Source organism: Propioniciclava sinopodophylli, from assembly GCF_004324755.1.
Classification (GTDB): domain Bacteria; phylum Actinomycetota; class Actinomycetes; order Propionibacteriales; family Propionibacteriaceae; genus Propioniciclava; species Propioniciclava sinopodophylli.
Genome location: NZ_SDMQ01000008.1, coordinates 13,920 through 28,730 on the forward strand (window position 1 = coordinate 13,920; position 14,811 = coordinate 28,730).

14 protein-coding genes are annotated in these 14,811 nt (G+C 70.8%); 13 read left to right on the forward strand and 1 reads right to left on the reverse strand.

Annotation, left to right across the window (positions count from 1 at the left end; all coding sequences use genetic code 11):
* The first annotated feature begins 23 nt into the window (after positions 1-23).
* Genes ET989_RS08765 through ET989_RS08820 form a run of 12 tightly spaced genes read left to right on the forward strand, consistent with a single transcriptional unit; the run spans position 24 to position 12,312 of the window.
* Positions 24-1,358: a bifunctional folylpolyglutamate synthase/dihydrofolate synthase gene (locus ET989_RS08765; protein WP_131168166.1), complete on the forward strand. Its 1,335-nt coding sequence runs from the start codon at positions 24-26 to the stop codon at positions 1,356-1,358.
* Positions 1,355-1,693, forward strand: a complete 339-nt coding sequence (locus tag ET989_RS08770) for a DUF4233 domain-containing protein (protein ID WP_131168167.1) — start codon at positions 1,355-1,357, stop codon at positions 1,691-1,693. The genes ET989_RS08765 and ET989_RS08770 overlap by 4 nt, the downstream gene beginning before the upstream one ends.
* A gap of 9 nt (positions 1,694-1,702) precedes the next feature.
* Positions 1,703-2,110 carry a nucleoside-diphosphate kinase gene (gene ndk / locus ET989_RS08775; protein WP_131168168.1) on the forward strand — a complete coding sequence of 136 codons (408 nt, stop codon included), beginning with the start codon at positions 1,703-1,705 and terminating at the stop codon, positions 2,108-2,110.
* On the forward strand, positions 2,107-3,132 hold the full coding sequence (locus tag ET989_RS08780) for a CPBP family intramembrane glutamic endopeptidase (protein ID WP_131168169.1): 1,026 nt from the start codon (positions 2,107-2,109) through the stop codon (positions 3,130-3,132). Before ndk ends, ET989_RS08780 begins: the two co-directional genes overlap by 4 nt.
* 48 nt (positions 3,133-3,180) lie before the next feature.
* Positions 3,181-6,105 carry a Na+/H+ antiporter subunit A gene (locus ET989_RS08785; protein WP_131168170.1) on the forward strand — a complete coding sequence of 975 codons (2,925 nt, stop codon included), beginning with the start codon at positions 3,181-3,183 and terminating at the stop codon, positions 6,103-6,105.
* Complete coding sequence (locus tag ET989_RS08790; RefSeq protein ID WP_131168171.1) at positions 6,102-6,530, forward strand: Na(+)/H(+) antiporter subunit C; 429 nt, start codon at positions 6,102-6,104, stop codon at positions 6,528-6,530. The genes ET989_RS08785 and ET989_RS08790 overlap by 4 nt, the downstream gene beginning before the upstream one ends.
* Positions 6,527-8,056, forward strand: a complete 1,530-nt coding sequence (locus ET989_RS08795; RefSeq protein WP_131168172.1) for a Na+/H+ antiporter subunit D — start codon at positions 6,527-6,529, stop codon at positions 8,054-8,056. The genes ET989_RS08790 and ET989_RS08795 overlap by 4 nt, the downstream gene beginning before the upstream one ends.
* Complete coding sequence (locus ET989_RS08800; RefSeq protein WP_131168173.1) at positions 8,053-8,634, forward strand: Na+/H+ antiporter subunit E; 582 nt, start codon at positions 8,053-8,055, stop codon at positions 8,632-8,634. Before ET989_RS08795 ends, ET989_RS08800 begins: the two co-directional genes overlap by 4 nt.
* The gene (locus ET989_RS08805) at positions 8,631-9,041 is read left to right on the forward strand and encodes an MrpF/PhaF family protein (protein WP_131168174.1); all 411 of its coding nucleotides are present in this window, start codon (positions 8,631-8,633) and stop codon (positions 9,039-9,041) included. The genes ET989_RS08800 and ET989_RS08805 overlap by 4 nt, the downstream gene beginning before the upstream one ends.
* Positions 9,038-9,439, forward strand: coding sequence for a monovalent cation/H(+) antiporter subunit G (gene mnhG / locus ET989_RS08810; RefSeq protein WP_131168175.1), 402 nt, complete (start codon positions 9,038-9,040; stop codon positions 9,437-9,439). The genes ET989_RS08805 and mnhG overlap by 4 nt, the downstream gene beginning before the upstream one ends.
* A gap of 21 nt (positions 9,440-9,460) precedes the next feature.
* Complete coding sequence (locus ET989_RS08815) at positions 9,461-11,407, forward strand: TIGR03960 family B12-binding radical SAM protein (protein ID WP_131168176.1); 1,947 nt, start codon at positions 9,461-9,463, stop codon at positions 11,405-11,407.
* A gap of 32 nt (positions 11,408-11,439) precedes the next feature.
* Positions 11,440-12,312, forward strand: a complete 873-nt coding sequence (locus ET989_RS08820; RefSeq protein ID WP_131168177.1) for a polyphosphate kinase 2 family protein — start codon at positions 11,440-11,442, stop codon at positions 12,310-12,312.
* A gap of 63 nt (positions 12,313-12,375) precedes the next feature.
* Here ET989_RS08820 and ET989_RS08825 read toward each other — a convergent pair whose 3' ends face one another.
* A complete protein-coding gene (locus ET989_RS08825) occupies positions 12,376-13,365 on the reverse strand; it encodes a malate dehydrogenase (RefSeq protein ID WP_131168178.1) in 990 nt (329 codons plus the stop codon).
* A gap of 108 nt (positions 13,366-13,473) precedes the next feature.
* On the opposite strand from ET989_RS08825, the gene ET989_RS15260 reads away from it, so the two are divergent.
* The gene (locus tag ET989_RS15260) at positions 13,474-14,745 is read left to right on the forward strand and encodes a histidine phosphatase family protein (RefSeq protein WP_206662284.1); all 1,272 of its coding nucleotides are present in this window, start codon (positions 13,474-13,476) and stop codon (positions 14,743-14,745) included.
* Positions 14,746-14,811 lie beyond the last annotated feature (66 nt).

The following is a 14,811-nucleotide window of genomic DNA, read 5'->3' on the forward strand; positions in this document are numbered from 1 at the left end:
GCGCCGGGTAGGCTGTGCCCGCCATGACAACCCACGCCGAGATCTCCCGCGCCCTGCAGGCGCGCTGGCCCGAGCACCGCGTCGCACCCAGCCTCCACCGCATCCGCGCCCTCACGGACCTGCTCGGCGAACCGCAGCGCGGCTACCCGATCATCCAGGTGGCCGGCACCAACGGCAAGGGCAGCACGGCGATCATGATCGAGGCCCTCCTGCTGGCGCTGGGGCTGCGCGTGGGGCGCATCGCGTCCCCGCACCTGCACGACCTCACCGAGCGCATCAGCATCGACGGGCGCCCCATGGCGGTCGAGGCCTTCGACGCGCTGGTCGCCGACGTCCTGCCCCTGGTGGAGATGGTGGACGCCCAGGCTCTCGACGGCGTCTCGATGACCTTCTTCGAGGTCATGACCGGGCTGGCCTACGAGGCGTTCGCCCAGGCACCGGTCGACGTCGCCGTCGTCGAGGTTGGCCTCGGCGGCACCTGGGACGCGACCTCGGTGGCGGACGCCGACGTGGCCGTCGTGTGCCCCGTCGACCTCGACCACACCCACCTGCTCGGCGGCACCGTCGAGGAGATCGCCGCCGAGAAGGCGGGCATCATCAAGGCCGGCTCGGTGGCCCTGCTCGCCCACCAGCAGGCTGAGGCGGACGCCGTCCTTGCGGCCCGCGCGGTCGACGTGGGCGCGCGGGTGCTGCGCGAAGGCGTCGACTTCGGGCTGATCGAGCGCTCCGTCGCCGTGGGTGGCCAGGTTCTCCGCGTCGAGACCGCCAGCGGGCCCGCCACCGACCTGCTCCTGCCCGTCCACGGCGAGCACATGGCCCGCAACGCCGCGCTCGCCGTCGCCGCAGTCGAGGCGTTCCTCGGCGGCAAGCCGCTGCCGCACGACGTGATCGCCGAGGGCTTGGCCGCCGTCACGTTGCCCGCCCGGCTGGAACGCGTCCGCTCCGGCCCCCCGATCGTTGTGGACACCTGCCACAACGTGCACGGCACCCGGGCGACCCTGGCCGGGCTGCGCGAGGCGTTCGACTTCACCCCGCTCATCGCGGTGGTCGGCATGATGGCCGACAAGGACGTCGAGGGCGTACTGGCGTTGATCGCCGAGGAGGCCACGACCGTCGTGTGCACCCAGGTCGCCTCCACCGACCGCGGCCTGCCGGCCGATGAGCTGGGCGAGCTCGCCGCCGAGCACTTCAGCGACGACAACGTGCACGTCCGGGCCTCCCTGCCCGACGCACTCGAGCTGGCGGTCACCCTCGCGGACGAGGCGGGCGCCGGCGCCGGCATCCTCGTCGCCGGCTCGGTGATCCTCGCAGGTGAGGCGCGCACCCTGCTGGTCCACGACGAGGAGGCCGACCGATGAGGCTCCCCGAGGGCAACCCCATGACCAAGACGCTGGCCCTCACCCTGATCTTCGAGGTGGTCGTCTTCGTGCTGGCCGTCCCGGGCATGATCCAGGTCAACGACGTCCCGCCCGGGCTGGCGTTCGGGGCCGGCGGCGCCGCCGCGCTGCTCGCCGGCGTGGCCGGTGGCCTGATCGGACGCCGCCCCGTCGGGTGGCCGCTCGCGTGGCTGGCGCAGCTGGCCGGCATCGCGCTGGGCTTCCTCACCCCGTGGATGTGGGCGGTCGGCGGCGGCTTCGCCGCGCTGTTCGCCGTGGAGTTCTTCCTGGGCAGGAAGATCACGGAGCAGCACTAGGCTGTCGGCATGACCGAACGTTCCCTCGTCCTGATCAAGCCGGACGCCGTCGCCCGTGGCCTCACCGGGACCGTCCTGGCCCGCTACGAGGCCAAGGGGCTCAAGCTGGCCGCCCTCGAGCTCCGGACGATCGACGCCGCGCTGTCGGACGCGCACTACGCCGAGCACCTCGAGCGCCCCTATTACCCGAGCCTGCGTGAGTTCATCACCGCCGGCCCGCTCGTGGCGCTCGTGCTCGAGGGCGAGCGCGCCATCGAGGCTGTCCGCGCCCTGAACGGCGCGACCGACGGTGTCAAGGCCGCCCCAGGGACGATCCGCGGCGACCTGTGCCTGTCCGGCTCGCAGAACATCGTGCACGCGTCTGACTCGCCGGAGTCGGCGGCCCGCGAGATCGCGCTCTGGTTCCCCGGCCTGTGACTCAGCTCGCATACCCACCCCTGGACCCGCGACGCCTGCCCGTCCACCTGCAGCCGTCCCTGCCCGTGGGGGAGCAGGACTACTACGCCTTCTGGCGCGCGCCGCGCTACCGCTGGTGGAAGGGGCTGCTGGCCATCGCCCTGGCCGGCTTCGCCTTCCTGGTCGCCTCCACGATCCTCAGCTTCGTCGGCTGGGCCATCGACGACGTCGACTGGACGGTGGTGGCCACCGGCGCCCTCCCGCCCGTGGGCCCCGGCTTCTTCATCGCCAACAACATCGCCCTGGCCCTGTGCATCCCGTTCGCCGGGCTGTCCGCCTGGCTGTGCGTGCAGCAGCGCCCGGGGTGGCTCTCGTCGGTGGAGGGGGGCGTTCGCTGGGGCTGGCTGCTGCTGCTCCTGGCGGTGTTGCTGCCGCTGTGGGCCGTCGTCATCGGCGGCCTGACGCTGCTCGGCCCGCTCGACGACGTCCGAATCCGCGACCACACCCTGGTGATGATCGTCGGCATCCTGCTCACCACGCCGCTGCAGGCTGCGGGTGAGGAGTACCTGATCCGCGGCCTGCTGGGCCGCGCTGTGGGCTCCTGGTTCAGCTCGCCGGTGTTCGGCGTCGTCGCGGGAACCATCGTGACGGCAGCGGTGTTCATGGCGATGCACGGCGCCGACGACCCGTGGCTGAACGCGTTCTACGTCGTGTTCGCGGTGGTGGGCTCGTGGGTGACGTGGCGCACCGGCGGGCTCGAGGCGGCCGTCGCGCTGCACGTGGCCAACAACCTGACGGCCACGGCCATCCTGCCGTTCATCGATTTCTCCGACCTGTTCAACCGCGAGGCCGGAGCGGGTGACGCGTCCGTCCTGGTCAACGTCGGCCTGCTGCTGGCCGGCGCCGGTGTGGTGGAGCTGCTGATGCGCCGCCGCCGGAACCTGGTGATCCGGTCCGCGCCCGGGCGTCCGCAACTGGACGCCCTCGCCGCGCCCCCGCCCGGATTCGGCGGCCCGCTCGGGGGAGCCTTGCCCCCTTGGTAGGCTGAGGCCGGATTCCCAGCCACCGATCCCCTCGAAAGGTGTGACCGCGTGCTCCTCAGCCTCATCGCCCTGCACTTCGTGCTGGGAATGACGGCGCCCGTGTGGACACGTCTGCTGGGTCGCAACGCCTTCCTGGTGGTCGCCATCGCGCCCGCGATCGGGTTCGGCTGGCTGCTCACCCTGTCCCCGGCGGTCACCGGCGGCTCCGCGTTCGTCGAGTCCACGCGGTGGATCCCGGCGCTGTCGGTCTCGCTCACGTTCCACGTCGGCCTGCTGCAGTGGCTGCTGTCGCTGCTGGTCACCGGCATCGGCGCCATCGTGCTGTTCTACTGCCGCTGGTACTTCACGAATCCGCCCTCACGCACGCTCGGCCTGCTGGTGGCCTTCGCGGGCGCCATGCTGGGCCTGGTGACCGCCGACGACCTCGTGCTGCTCTATGTGTTCTGGGAACTGACGACGGTTTTCTCGTACCTGATGATCGGCCACGACTCGTCCCGCCGCGCCAACCGCGCCGCGGCCACGACGGCCCTGATCGTCACCACCACGGGCGGGCTGGCCATGCTCGTGGGCATCGTCACCTTCGGCGTCCTCACCGGCAGCTTCCGCCTGCAGGCGATCCTCGCCGCTGCGCCGGAGGGCATCGCCCCAACGGCCGCAGCCCTCCTGATGCTCGTCGGCGCGCTCAGCAAGTCGGCGCTGGCCCCCTTCCACTTCTGGCTGCCGGGCGCGATGGCGGCGCCAACCCCGGTGTCGGCCTACCTCCACGCCGCGACGATGGTGAAGGCCGGCGTGTACCTCGTGGCGGCGCTGGCCCCGGTGTTCTCCAACGTCCCGTTGTGGCGCGAGGTGCTCACGATCCTCGGCGCCCTCACCATGATCCTTGGCGGCTGGCGCTCGCTGCGGCAGTCAGACCTCAAGCTGCTGCTGGCCTACGGCACCGTCAGCCAGCTCGGCTTCATCACCATGCTGGTCGGCCTCGGCACCAAGGCCGCCGGGCAGGCCGGCTTGGCGATGCTGCTGGCCCACGGGCTGTTCAAGGCCACACTGTTCCTCACCGTCGGCGTCATCGACCACGCCACCGGCACCCGCGACATCACCAAGTTGACCGGGCTCGGGCGCCGCATGCCCGTGCTCGCCGTCGCGGCAGGGCTCGCGGCCGCCTCGATGGCCGGCCTGCCGCCCCTGTTCGGCTTCGTGGCGAAGGAGGCGGCGCTCGACGCGCTGGTCAAGATCGGCTCGGGCGGCGACGGCACCGGCGTGCTGCCGGCGCCGGCCTTCCTGCTCGTCGGGGCGGTCGTGGCCGGCTCGATGCTGACGGCCGCCTACTCGCTCCGGTTCTGGTGGGGGGCCTTCGGCGCCCGCCGGCGTCCAGTCTCGGTCGAGGTGAAGCACGTGCCGGCCGCCGGCTTCATCGCGGGTCCGGTCGTGCTCGGCCTCGCCGGGCTCGTTCTCGGCTTCAGCGGCGGGCCGCTCACCGACCTGCTCGCCAGCTACACCCGCACCATGCCCGTCGGCTCGGAACCCCACAGCCTGGCGCTGTGGCACGGCTTCACCACGCCCCTGCTGCTCTCGGCCCTGGCGATCGGCGGCGGCGTGGTCCTGTTCTGGCAGCGCGACACGGTGGCGCGGGTTCAGGCGACCTTCCCGCAGGTGCCGGCCGCGAACGACTTCTACCGCTGGTCCATGCGCCTGCTCGACGTCGTCGCCGTCGAGGTGACCGCCCGCGTCCAGCGCGGTTCGCTGGCGTCCTACCTCTCCACGATCCTGACCGTGTTCGTGGTCGCGGTCGGCGGCACGCTCATGCTGATGCCAGTCTGGCCCCAGAACGCGGTCTGGTTCGACAACCCGGCCCAGGTGGCCGTCGGTCTGGTCACGGCGATCGCCGCCGCCAGCCTCATCGCCGTCCGTGGTCGCGTGCGCGCCATCATCACCGTCGGCGTCACGGGCTACGGCACGGCCCTCCTGTTCCTCGTGCACGGCGCCCCTGACCTGGCCCTCACGCAGGTGCTCATCGAGACCGCCTCGCTGCTGGTGTTCCTGCTCGTGCTGCGGACGCTGCCGAAGTACTTCACCGACCGCCCGCTGCACAGCTCGCGGTGGGTCCGCATGCTGCTGGCCGTGGCGGTCGGCGCCACCGTCAGCGCGTCCGTGCTGGTCGCCACGGCGTCCCGGACGGCGCAACGCGCCTCAGCCGGCCTCGAGACCGCGGCGTACGAGTTCGGCTATGGCAAGAACATCGTCAACGTCATCCTCGTCGACACCCGCGCGTGGGACACGCTCGGCGAGATCTCGGTGCTGGTCGTGGCCGCCACCGGGGTGGCCAGCCTCATCTTCCTGCGCTCGCGCGTGCAGCAGCGGCGTACCCGCAAGATCGCGGCCAACACGAGCAGCGGCGCCTGGCTGCGCGCCAGCGGCACGCTCAACCCGGCCGCGCGGTCGCTGGTCTTCGAGGTCACCACGCGCCTGCTGTTCGGCATCATGATCATGGTTTCGATCTACCTGCTCATCGCCGGGCACAACCACCCCGGCGGCGGCTTCGCCGGTGGCTTGGTCGCCGGGCTGGCGCTGGTCGTCCGCTACCTGGCCGCCGGCGGCCGCGAGCTGGAGGAGGCCGCCCCGGTCGACGCCGGACGCGTGCTGGGCATCGGCCTGTTCATCGCGGTCGGCAGCGCGCTGGTGCCATGGGCGTTCGGCGGGCGCATCTTCCAGAGCTACGACATCCACCTCACCATCCCCGGGCTGGACGCCATCACCACCCCGTGGGGCGTCGTCAACGCGTTCGGTGACCTGCACCTGGTCAGCTCGACCGTCTTCGACATCGGCGTTTATCTCGTCGTGCTCGGCATGATGCTCGACCTCGTCCGCAGCCTCGGCGCCGGCGTCGACACCCAGGCGGAGGAGGAGCGGACGCCGCTCCCGCGCCCGGAGTCCACCACCGCGCTGCCCGCCAGCGCCCGGGGGAGGAACTCGTGACCGGCAACCTCACCTTGGCCATCGTCGCCGCCGTCCTCATCGCGGCCGGCGTCTACCTTCTCACCGAACGGTCGCTCACCCGCATCCTCGTCGGGGTGCTGGTGATGAGCAACGGCGTCAACATCCTGTTCCTCATTGCCTCCGGGCCCGCCGGGGCGCCGCCGCTGATCGGGATGTTCGCCGCCGAGGACATGGCAGACCCGCTCCCGCAGGCCATGGTTCTCACCGCGATCGTCATCACCATGGCCGTGTCGGCGTTCGTGGTGACGATGGCCTACCGCAGCTTCCAGCTCAACGGCCACGACGAGGTCTCCGACGACATCGAGGACCGCCGCATCCGTGAGCTCGCCGAACGCGACGACGTCTCCGACAGCTTCGAGGACATCCGCTTCAGCGACACGGGCGAGGACCGGGTGAGCGAATGAACAACCTCCTCACCATCCCCGTCCTGCTGCCCATGCTGGGCGCGGCACTCACGCTCATTCTCGGACGCCGCCCGCGCACGCAGCGCCTCGTGTCGATCCTCGTCCTTCTGGGCGTCGTCGCTGCCGCCGGCACGCTGGCGTGGCAGGCCGACACCCAGGGCGTCCAGAGCCTGTGGGTGGGCGCGTGGCCCGAGGGCTTCGGCATCGCCCTGGTCGCCGACCGCCTCTCGGCGATCATGCTCACCGTCGCCGGGATCGTCACCCTCGCCGTCCTCGTGTTCTCCGCCGGGCAGGAGGAGGACGAGGTCCGCAAGGAGACGCCGGTCTCGATCTTCCACCCGACCTTCCTGCTCATGTGTGCCGGCGTCTCGAACGCCTTCCTCGCCGGCGACCTGTTCAACCTGTTCGTCGGCTTCGAGATCCTGCTGTTCGCCTCCTACGTGCTGCTCACCATGGGCGGGACCGGTTCCCGTATCCGCGCCGGCTCGATCTACGTCGTCGTGAACCTGCTCAGCTCCAGCCTGTTCCTGATCGCGCTGGCCACCACGTACGCGGCGGTCGGCACGGTCAATCTGGCCCAGATCGCCCAGCGGATCCCCGACCTGCCCGAAGGCACCCAGGGGATCATCCAGTACATGCTGCTGGTGGTCTTCGCCATCAAGGCGGCGGTGTTCCCGCTCTCGGCGTGGCTGCCCGACTCCTACCCGACGGCGCCCGCGCCGGTGACCGCAGTGTTCGCCGGCCTGCTCACCAAGGTGGGCGTCTACGCCATCCTGCGTACCCAGACCCTGCTGTTCCCGCACAGGCCGCTCACCGAGCTCCTGCTCGTCATCGCGCTGCTCACGATGGTGGTCGGCATCCTCGGCGCCATCGCGCAGGCCGACGTCAAGCGACTCCTGTCCTTCTCCCTGGTCAGCCACATCGGCTACATGGTGATGGGCATCGCGCTGGCCAGCATCCAAGGCCTCACCGGCACCATCTACTACACCGCCCACCACATCACCATCCAGGCGACGCTGTTCCTCGTCGCGGGGCTGATGCAACGGGTGGGCGGCAGCAGCAACATCGACCGCTTGAGCGGACTGATGACCACCTCGCCGCTGCTGGCCACGCTCTTCATCATCCCCGGCATGAACCTGGCGGGCATCCCGCCGTTCTCCGGGTTCATCGGCAAGCTCGGCCTGCTGAACGCCGGCGTCGCCGCCGACACGCCGCTGGCGTGGACTCTGGTCGGCGCGAGCGTCGTGACCAGTCTGCTGACGCTGTACTCCATCGCCAAGGTCTGGAACCGGGCGTTCTGGGGCACCCCGGTCTCGTTCACGACCGAGGACGAGGAGGGCGAGGACGAGGTGCACCCGGGGCGTCCGATGCCCGCGGTGATGGTCCTCTCCACCTGCGCCCTGATCGCGTTCAGCCTGCTGCTGACGCTCGCAGCCGGTCCGTTCTACGCCTACGCCGAGAACGCGGCCGAGGCGCTGCTGGACGGCGCCTACGGGCTGGCCGTTCTGGGGGAGGTGGTGCCATGACCGAGCCCGAGCCGGTCCGCGCGCGCAGGTTCCGCTGGCAACCCCGCCAGATCGCGGTGCTCGCCCTCGTCTGGCTGGTCCTGGTCGGCGAGGTCAACCTCGTCACCGTGGTGGGCGGCATCGCGCTGGGGGTGTTGGTCACCGTCGTGTTCCCCCTGCCCCCGATCGGGTGGCCCGGCCGCCCGCGGGTGTGGGGCACCCTGCGCCTGCTGTTCCATCTGGTCAAGGACCTCGCGGTGGCGTCCGTGCGCCTGGCGATCTTTGCGTTCGGCCGCAGCATCCCGACGCCGGGCATCGTCCGCATTGACCTGCGCTCGGACGTCGACCTCTACCAGGTCAACACGGCCGAACTGGTCTCGGTCGTCCCCGGCACCATCGTCGTGGACGCCCGCCGCCGCAGCCGCACGTTGTACCTGCACGTCTTCGACCTGCCCGACACGGACCTCCGCGACCAGGTCGTCCACGACACGCTCGCGCTCGAGAGCCGTGTCGTGCACGCGCTCGGCTCTCGGGCCGAGATGGACGCCCTCGACCACCCCCAGGACCGCGACGACCCCGAGTTCAAGGAGGTGACATGACCCTCGTCACCCAGGTGCTGATCGGTGCCACCGTCGTCGTCCTGGTCGTGTCCGCCCTGTTCGCCCTGTACCGGCTCGCCAAGGGCCCCACCGGCCTGGACCGCGGCGTCGCCTCCGACGTGATCATCGCGGTGCTGATCGCGGGCATCGCCACGCACGCCATCGCGGCGCGAATGTCGGTGGGGCTCATCGTCATCCTCATCCTGTCGCTGATCGGCTTCACCAGCGCCGTCGGCCTGGCCCGGCTGATCACGGGCACCTCGGCGCGCGAGCGCCGGTTCCTGGAGGCGGAGGCGCGGGCCGCCAACATCTCCCGCGAGCGCGCCGAGCGGGAGCGGCTGCAGCGCGAGCGGCTCGAGCGGGAGCGCGCCGAGCGTGAGTTGAACGAGATGGAGGGGGAGGCATGACCGAGTTCCTCGACCTGCTGGGCGCCCTGCTGGTGTTCGCGGGCTCGATCTTCTGCCTGGCCGCCGCCGTGGGCATCGTCCGCTTCCCCGACGTCCTCACCCGCCTGCACGCGGCCACCAAGCCGCAGGTGTTCGGGCTGCTGCTCATCCTCTCCGGCGTGGCGCTGACGCTGCGCACCTGGCACGTTGTGGTGCTGGCCGTGTTCACCGTCGGCCTGCAGATCCTGACGGCCCCCGTGTCGGGCCACATGATGGCGCGGACGGCGTACCGCACCGACCAATGGGACGACCAGCACGCCTCGATCGACGAGTTGGCCGACGACCTGGAGGCCGCGGGCTTCCGCAACACCACCGACGACGACGGCGGGCTCGTGGCGGGGCGGGATCACCTCGTCTGACTCGTTTACCATGGGGGACCTATGACTGTTGACTCCGCAACCAGGCCAGACTCGCTGTTCGCCCGCCTCGAGCCCCTGCTCGCGCGGGTCGGCAAGCCGATCCAGTACGTCGGCGGCGAGGTCAACTCCATCAGCAAGCGCTGGGACGACACCGAGGTGCGCTGGGCGCTGATGTACCCCGACGCGTACGAGGTGGGCCAGCCCAACCAGGGCATCGCGATCCTGTACGAGATCCTGAACGAGCGCGACTGGATCCTGGCCGAGCGCACCTACTCGATCTGGCCCGACCTGGCCGCGCTGATGCGGGGTGCGGGCGTCCCGCAGTTCACGCTCGACAACCACCGAGCGGTCCGCGCGTTCGACGTGCTGGGCATCTCCTTCTCGACCGAGCTCGGCTACACCAACATGCTGGCCGCGATCGACCTGGCCGGCATCCCGCTGCACGCCGCCGACCGCCGCCTCGACGACCCGCTGGTGATCGCCGGCGGCCACGCGGCGTTCAACCCCGAGCCCATCGCCGACTTCATCGACGCCGCGGTCATCGGCGACGGCGAGGAGGCCTCGCTGCGGATCTCCGAGATCATCCGCGCGTGGAAGGCCGAGGGGCGGCCCGAGGGCCGTGACGGCCTGCTGCTGCGGCTGGCGTCCGACGGGGTCGTCTACGTGCCGCGGTTCTACGACGTCACCTACCTGCCGGACGGGCGCATCCAGCGCGTCGCGCCGAACCGCTCCGGCGTCCCCTTCAGCGTCGCCAAGCACACGCTGATGGATCTGGACGCCTGGCCCTACCCGAAGGCGCCCATCGTCCCCATCGCCGAGACCGTGCACGAGCGGTACTCGGTGGAGATCTTCCGCGGCTGCACGCGGGGCTGCCGCTTCTGCCAGGCCGGCATGATCACCCGCCCCGTCCGCGAGCGGAACATCGAGACGATCGGCACCATGGTCGCCGGCGGGCTGGAGGCCACCGGACTGGAGGAGGTGGGTTTGCTTTCGCTGAGCAGCGCCGACCACTCCGAGATCGGGGACGTCACCAAGGAGCTGGCTGACCGCTACGACGGCACCAACGTGTCCCTGTCGCTGCCCTCGACCCGCGTCGATGCGTTCAACATCGACCTGGCCAACGAGCTGTCCCGCAACGGGCGCCGCTCGGGCCTGACGTTCGCGCCCGAGGGCGGCAGCGAGCGGATGCGCAAGGTGATCAACAAGATGGTCACCGAGGACGACCTGATCGACACTGTCGCCACCGCCTTCGGCAACGGCTGGCGCAACGTGAAGCTCTACTTCATGTGCGGGCTGCCGACCGAGGAGGACGAGGACGTCCTGGCGATCGCCGACATGGCGGCCCGCGTCATCGAGACCGGACGCCAGGCGGCCGGCACCCGCGACATCCGCTGCACCGTCAGCATCGGCGGTTTCGTACCGAAGCCGCACACCCCGTTCCAGTGGGCGGCGCAGGCGTCGGCCGAGACCATCGACCACCGCCTGTTCGCGCTGCGCGACAAGATCCGCGCCGACAAGAAGTACGGCCGGGCGATCGGCATGCGCTACCACGACGGGCGCCCCGGCATCATCGAGGGCCTGCTCTCGCGCGGCGACCGCCGCGTGGGTGCGGTCATCGAGGAGTGCTGGCGCCAGGGCGGCCAGTTCGACGGCTGGAGCGAGCACTTCAGCTACGACCGCTGGGTGGCGGCCTGCGAGACCGCGCTGGTCGGCACGGGCGTCGACCTGGACTGGTACACCACGCGAGAGCGCGAGTACGCCGAGGTGCTGCCCTGGGACCACCTCGACTCGGGCCTGGACCGCGACTGGTTGTGGGAGGACTGGCAGGACGCCCTCGACGAGCAACCCGTCGAGGACTGCCGCTGGACGCCGTGCTACGACTGCGGCGTGTGCCCCCAGATGGACACCGAGATCCAGATCGGTCCGACCGGACGGCACCTCCTGCCGATCACCCCGGTTCGCGGGTGACCGCGGGCCCGCGCCTGCTGCAGACTGGGGGTATGGCAGCCAAGGATCTGTGGAGCACCGACCCCCGCGACGCCCTGCGCGTCGGACCCGACTTCGACCTCGCCTCGTTCGACCGCAACGGCCAGCCCGGCTGGGACGGGGACAAGGATGACGGACAGGCGTACCTTCCCGAGCGCGGCGAGGAGATGTCCGAGCTGCAGGAGCGGCTGTTCGCGGAGGGCCGTGAGGGCGGGAAGCGCTCGGTGCTTCTCGTTTTGCAGGGCCTGGACACAGCGGGCAAGGGCGGCATCGTCCGGCACGTGGTGGGCATGGTCGACCCCCAGGGCGTGGCGCTGGCCTCCTTCGGCGTGCCGACCGAGGAGGAGCGCTCCCACCACTACCTGTGGCGCATCGAGAAGGAGCTGCCCCCGCCCGGGCGCATCGGCGTCTTCGACCGCAGCCACTATGAGGACGTGCTCGTGGTGCGCGTGGACGAACTGGTGCCCGAGGACGTCTGGCGCGCCCGCTACGACGAGATCAACGCCTGGGAGAAGGAGCTGGTCGAGGGGGGTACGACGATCATCAAGGTCGCCCTCATGGTGTCCTATGCAGAGCAGGGCGAGCGCCTCATGGAGCGACTGGAGCGCCCCGACAAGCACTGGAAGTTCAACCCCGGCGACCTGGACACCCGCAGCAAGTGGCCGGCCTTCCAGGAGGCGTACGCCGACGTGTTCCGGCTCACCTCGACCGAGGACGCGCCGTGGTACGTGGTCCCAGCCGACAAGAAGTGGTACTCCCGGCTCGCGATCACCGAGATCCTCACCCGGACGCTCGAGGAACTCGACCCGCAGTGGCCGGTCGCCGACTTCGACGTCGAGGAGATGAAGAAGGCCCTGGTGGCCACCGGCGAGGACGCCCCCGCCTGAGTCCGCCCGCACAACGCACTGTGGCGCGCCCCGGCGGGGCGCGCCACAGGTGGTTCAGGGGGCTCAGATGAGGCCGAGCTCCTTGACAGCGGCCTGCTCCTCGGCCAGCTCGGCGACGGAGGCGTCGATCTTGGCGCGGGAGAAGTCGTTGACCTCGAGGCCCTGGACGATCTCGTACTTCCCGTCCTTCACGGTGCACGGGAACGAGGAGATCAGGCCCTCCTGGACGCCGTAGGAGCCGTCCGACGGCACGGCCATGGAGACCCAGTCGCCGTCCGGAGTGCCGAGCGCCCAGTCGCGCATGTGCTCGATGGTCGCGTTCGCGGCCGAGGCGGCCGAGGACGAGCCGCGGGCGGCGATGATGGCGGCGCCACGCTTGGCGACGGTCGGGATGAAGTCGTTCTCCAGCCAGTTGTGGTCGTCCACGAGCTCGGCGGCGGACTTGCCCCCCACCTCACAGTTGAACAGGTCGGGGTACTGCGTGGCGGAGTGGTTGCCCCAGATCGTCATCTTCTTGATCTCGGTCACGGGCACGTTCAGCTTCGCGGCGAGCTGGCTGATGGCGCGGTTGTGGTCGAGACGGGTGAGGGCGTTGAAGCGCTCGGCGGGGATGTCGGGGGCGTTGCTCATCGCGATGAGAGCGTTCGTGTTGGCCGGGTTGCCGGTGACCAGAATCTTGACGTCGTCGGCGGCCACGTCGTTGAGGGCCTTGCCCTGAGCGGTGAAGATCGCGCCGTTGGCGCTCAGCAGGTCGCCGCGCTCCATGCCCGCGGTGCGGGGACGCGCGCCGACCAACATGGCCATGTTCACGCCGTCGAAGACCTTGGTCGGATCGTCGCCGATCTGGACGCCGGCCAGCGTCGGGAACGCGCAGTCATCCAGCTCCATGACGACGCCCTCGAGCGCCTTCAGGGCCGGGGTGATCTCCAGCAGGCGGAGCTCGATCGGGGTGTCGGGGCCCAGCAGCGCGCCGCTGGCGATGCGGAACAGCAGGCTGTAACCGATCTGGCCGGCGGCACCGGTGACGGCGACCTTGACGGGTGCATTGCTCATGATTCCTCCACTTTGAAGACGGCTTCGGGGCAGTCCCTGTGCACCTCCGAACCTAGCACCAGCGCCCGCCCGGCTTCACCTTCGCGTGGGCGCTAATAGGGTGGCTGCATGCGCCTCTACCTCGTCCGCCACGGCCGCACCCCCAGCAACGTCGCCCGCCTCCTCGACACCGCAATCCCCGGCGCCGAGCTGGACCCGACGGGGCACGAGCAGGCCCGCACGCTGGTCGAGCGGCTGGACGGCCACACGGTTGACGCCGTGTACGCGTCCGACCTCATCCGCACCCAGCAGACCCTCGCGCCGTTCGCCGAGCAGCGCGGGCTGGAGCCGACGATCCTGGGCGGGCTACGCGAGATCCAGGCCGGTGAGGACGAGATGGCACCCCGCTGGGGCCGCTACGTGGGCTCGCTGAAGGCCTGGGGGGAGGGCGACCTGGCCGCCAGCGTGCCGGGTGGCGAGGACGCGCACGCCTTCTACGAGCGCTACGACGAGGCGATCGCGCAGATCGCCGCCGCCGGCCACGAGTCGGCGCTGCTGGTCAGCCACGGCGCCGCGCTGCGCATGTGGATCGCGGCGCGTGTGCAGGGCATCGACCTGGCCGAGGTCGTCGGACGCCGCCTCGGCAACACCACCGTGGTCACCCTGGAGGGCGACCCCGAGCAGGGCTGGACGTTCGTGGCCTGGGACGAGATCGAGGAGCCCGACGAGTGGCCGGCCTCCCCGACGCCGGAGCCCGAGCTGGTCGAGCTGTCCCGGGCCGAGGCCAGCGCCGCGGCCCCCGGTTGGCGGTACCTGTTGGGGCGCCTGCACCTCACGACCGAGTGGGCGGACTTCGGCGAGGCGGCCTCCTTCGTGGCGGTCGTCGCCGAACTGGCCGGGGCCCTGGACCACCACCCCGAGGTCGACCTGCGCGGCAACCGCGTCCACCTCGCGGTCGGCACGCACGAGGTCGGGGCCGTCACCTCGCGTGACGTCACCCTGGCCAATCGCGTCTCGGTGCTGGTGCACGAACGCGGCGGCCACCCCGTGCCGACGGCGCTGACCGAGGTGGAGATCGCCATCGACACCATGGACGCCACCGCGATCCTGCCGTTCTGGAAGGCCGTCCTGGACTACGCCGAGGACGGAGACGACGCGCTGATCGACCCCCAGCGGATCGGCCCGCCCGTGTGGTTCCAGCAACTGCACGAGCCCCGCGACGTGCGCAATCGCATCCACCTCGACGTGACCGTCGCCCACGACGTCGCCGAGCGGCGCATCGCCACTGCGTTGGCGTCCGGCGGGCGGCTGGTGTCGGACGCCAACGCGCCGGCATTCACGGTCCTGGCCGACGCCGACGGCAACGAGGCCTGTGTCTGCACCTGGCAGGGTCGCGACTGACCAAGCACGTGTGGCAGATCTGGCTGACGCTCCCGACAACCGTGTGGCAAGCCTGAGTGACGGGTT

Coding starts and splice junctions, on each gene's coding strand:
- ET989_RS08765 (WP_131168166.1), top strand. CDS start 24: ATGACAACCCACGCCGAGATCTCCCGCGCCCTGCAGGCGCGCTGGCCC.
- ET989_RS08770 (WP_131168167.1), top strand. CDS start 1,355: ATGAGGCTCCCCGAGGGCAACCCCATGACCAAGACGCTGGCCCTCACC.
- ndk (WP_131168168.1), top strand. CDS start 1,703: ATGACCGAACGTTCCCTCGTCCTGATCAAGCCGGACGCCGTCGCCCGT.
- ET989_RS08795 (WP_131168172.1), top strand. CDS start 6,527: ATGAACAACCTCCTCACCATCCCCGTCCTGCTGCCCATGCTGGGCGCG.
- ET989_RS08800 (WP_131168173.1), top strand. CDS start 8,053: ATGACCGAGCCCGAGCCGGTCCGCGCGCGCAGGTTCCGCTGGCAACCC.
- ET989_RS08805 (WP_131168174.1), top strand. CDS start 8,631: ATGACCCTCGTCACCCAGGTGCTGATCGGTGCCACCGTCGTCGTCCTG.
- mnhG (WP_131168175.1), top strand. CDS start 9,038: ATGACCGAGTTCCTCGACCTGCTGGGCGCCCTGCTGGTGTTCGCGGGC.
- ET989_RS08815 (WP_131168176.1), top strand. CDS start 9,461: ATGACTGTTGACTCCGCAACCAGGCCAGACTCGCTGTTCGCCCGCCTC.
- ET989_RS08820 (WP_131168177.1), top strand. CDS start 11,440: ATGGCAGCCAAGGATCTGTGGAGCACCGACCCCCGCGACGCCCTGCGC.
- ET989_RS08825 (WP_131168178.1), bottom strand. CDS start 13,365: ATGAGCAATGCACCCGTCAAGGTCGCCGTCACCGGTGCCGCCGGCCAG.
- ET989_RS15260 (WP_206662284.1), top strand. CDS start 13,474: ATGCGCCTCTACCTCGTCCGCCACGGCCGCACCCCCAGCAACGTCGCC.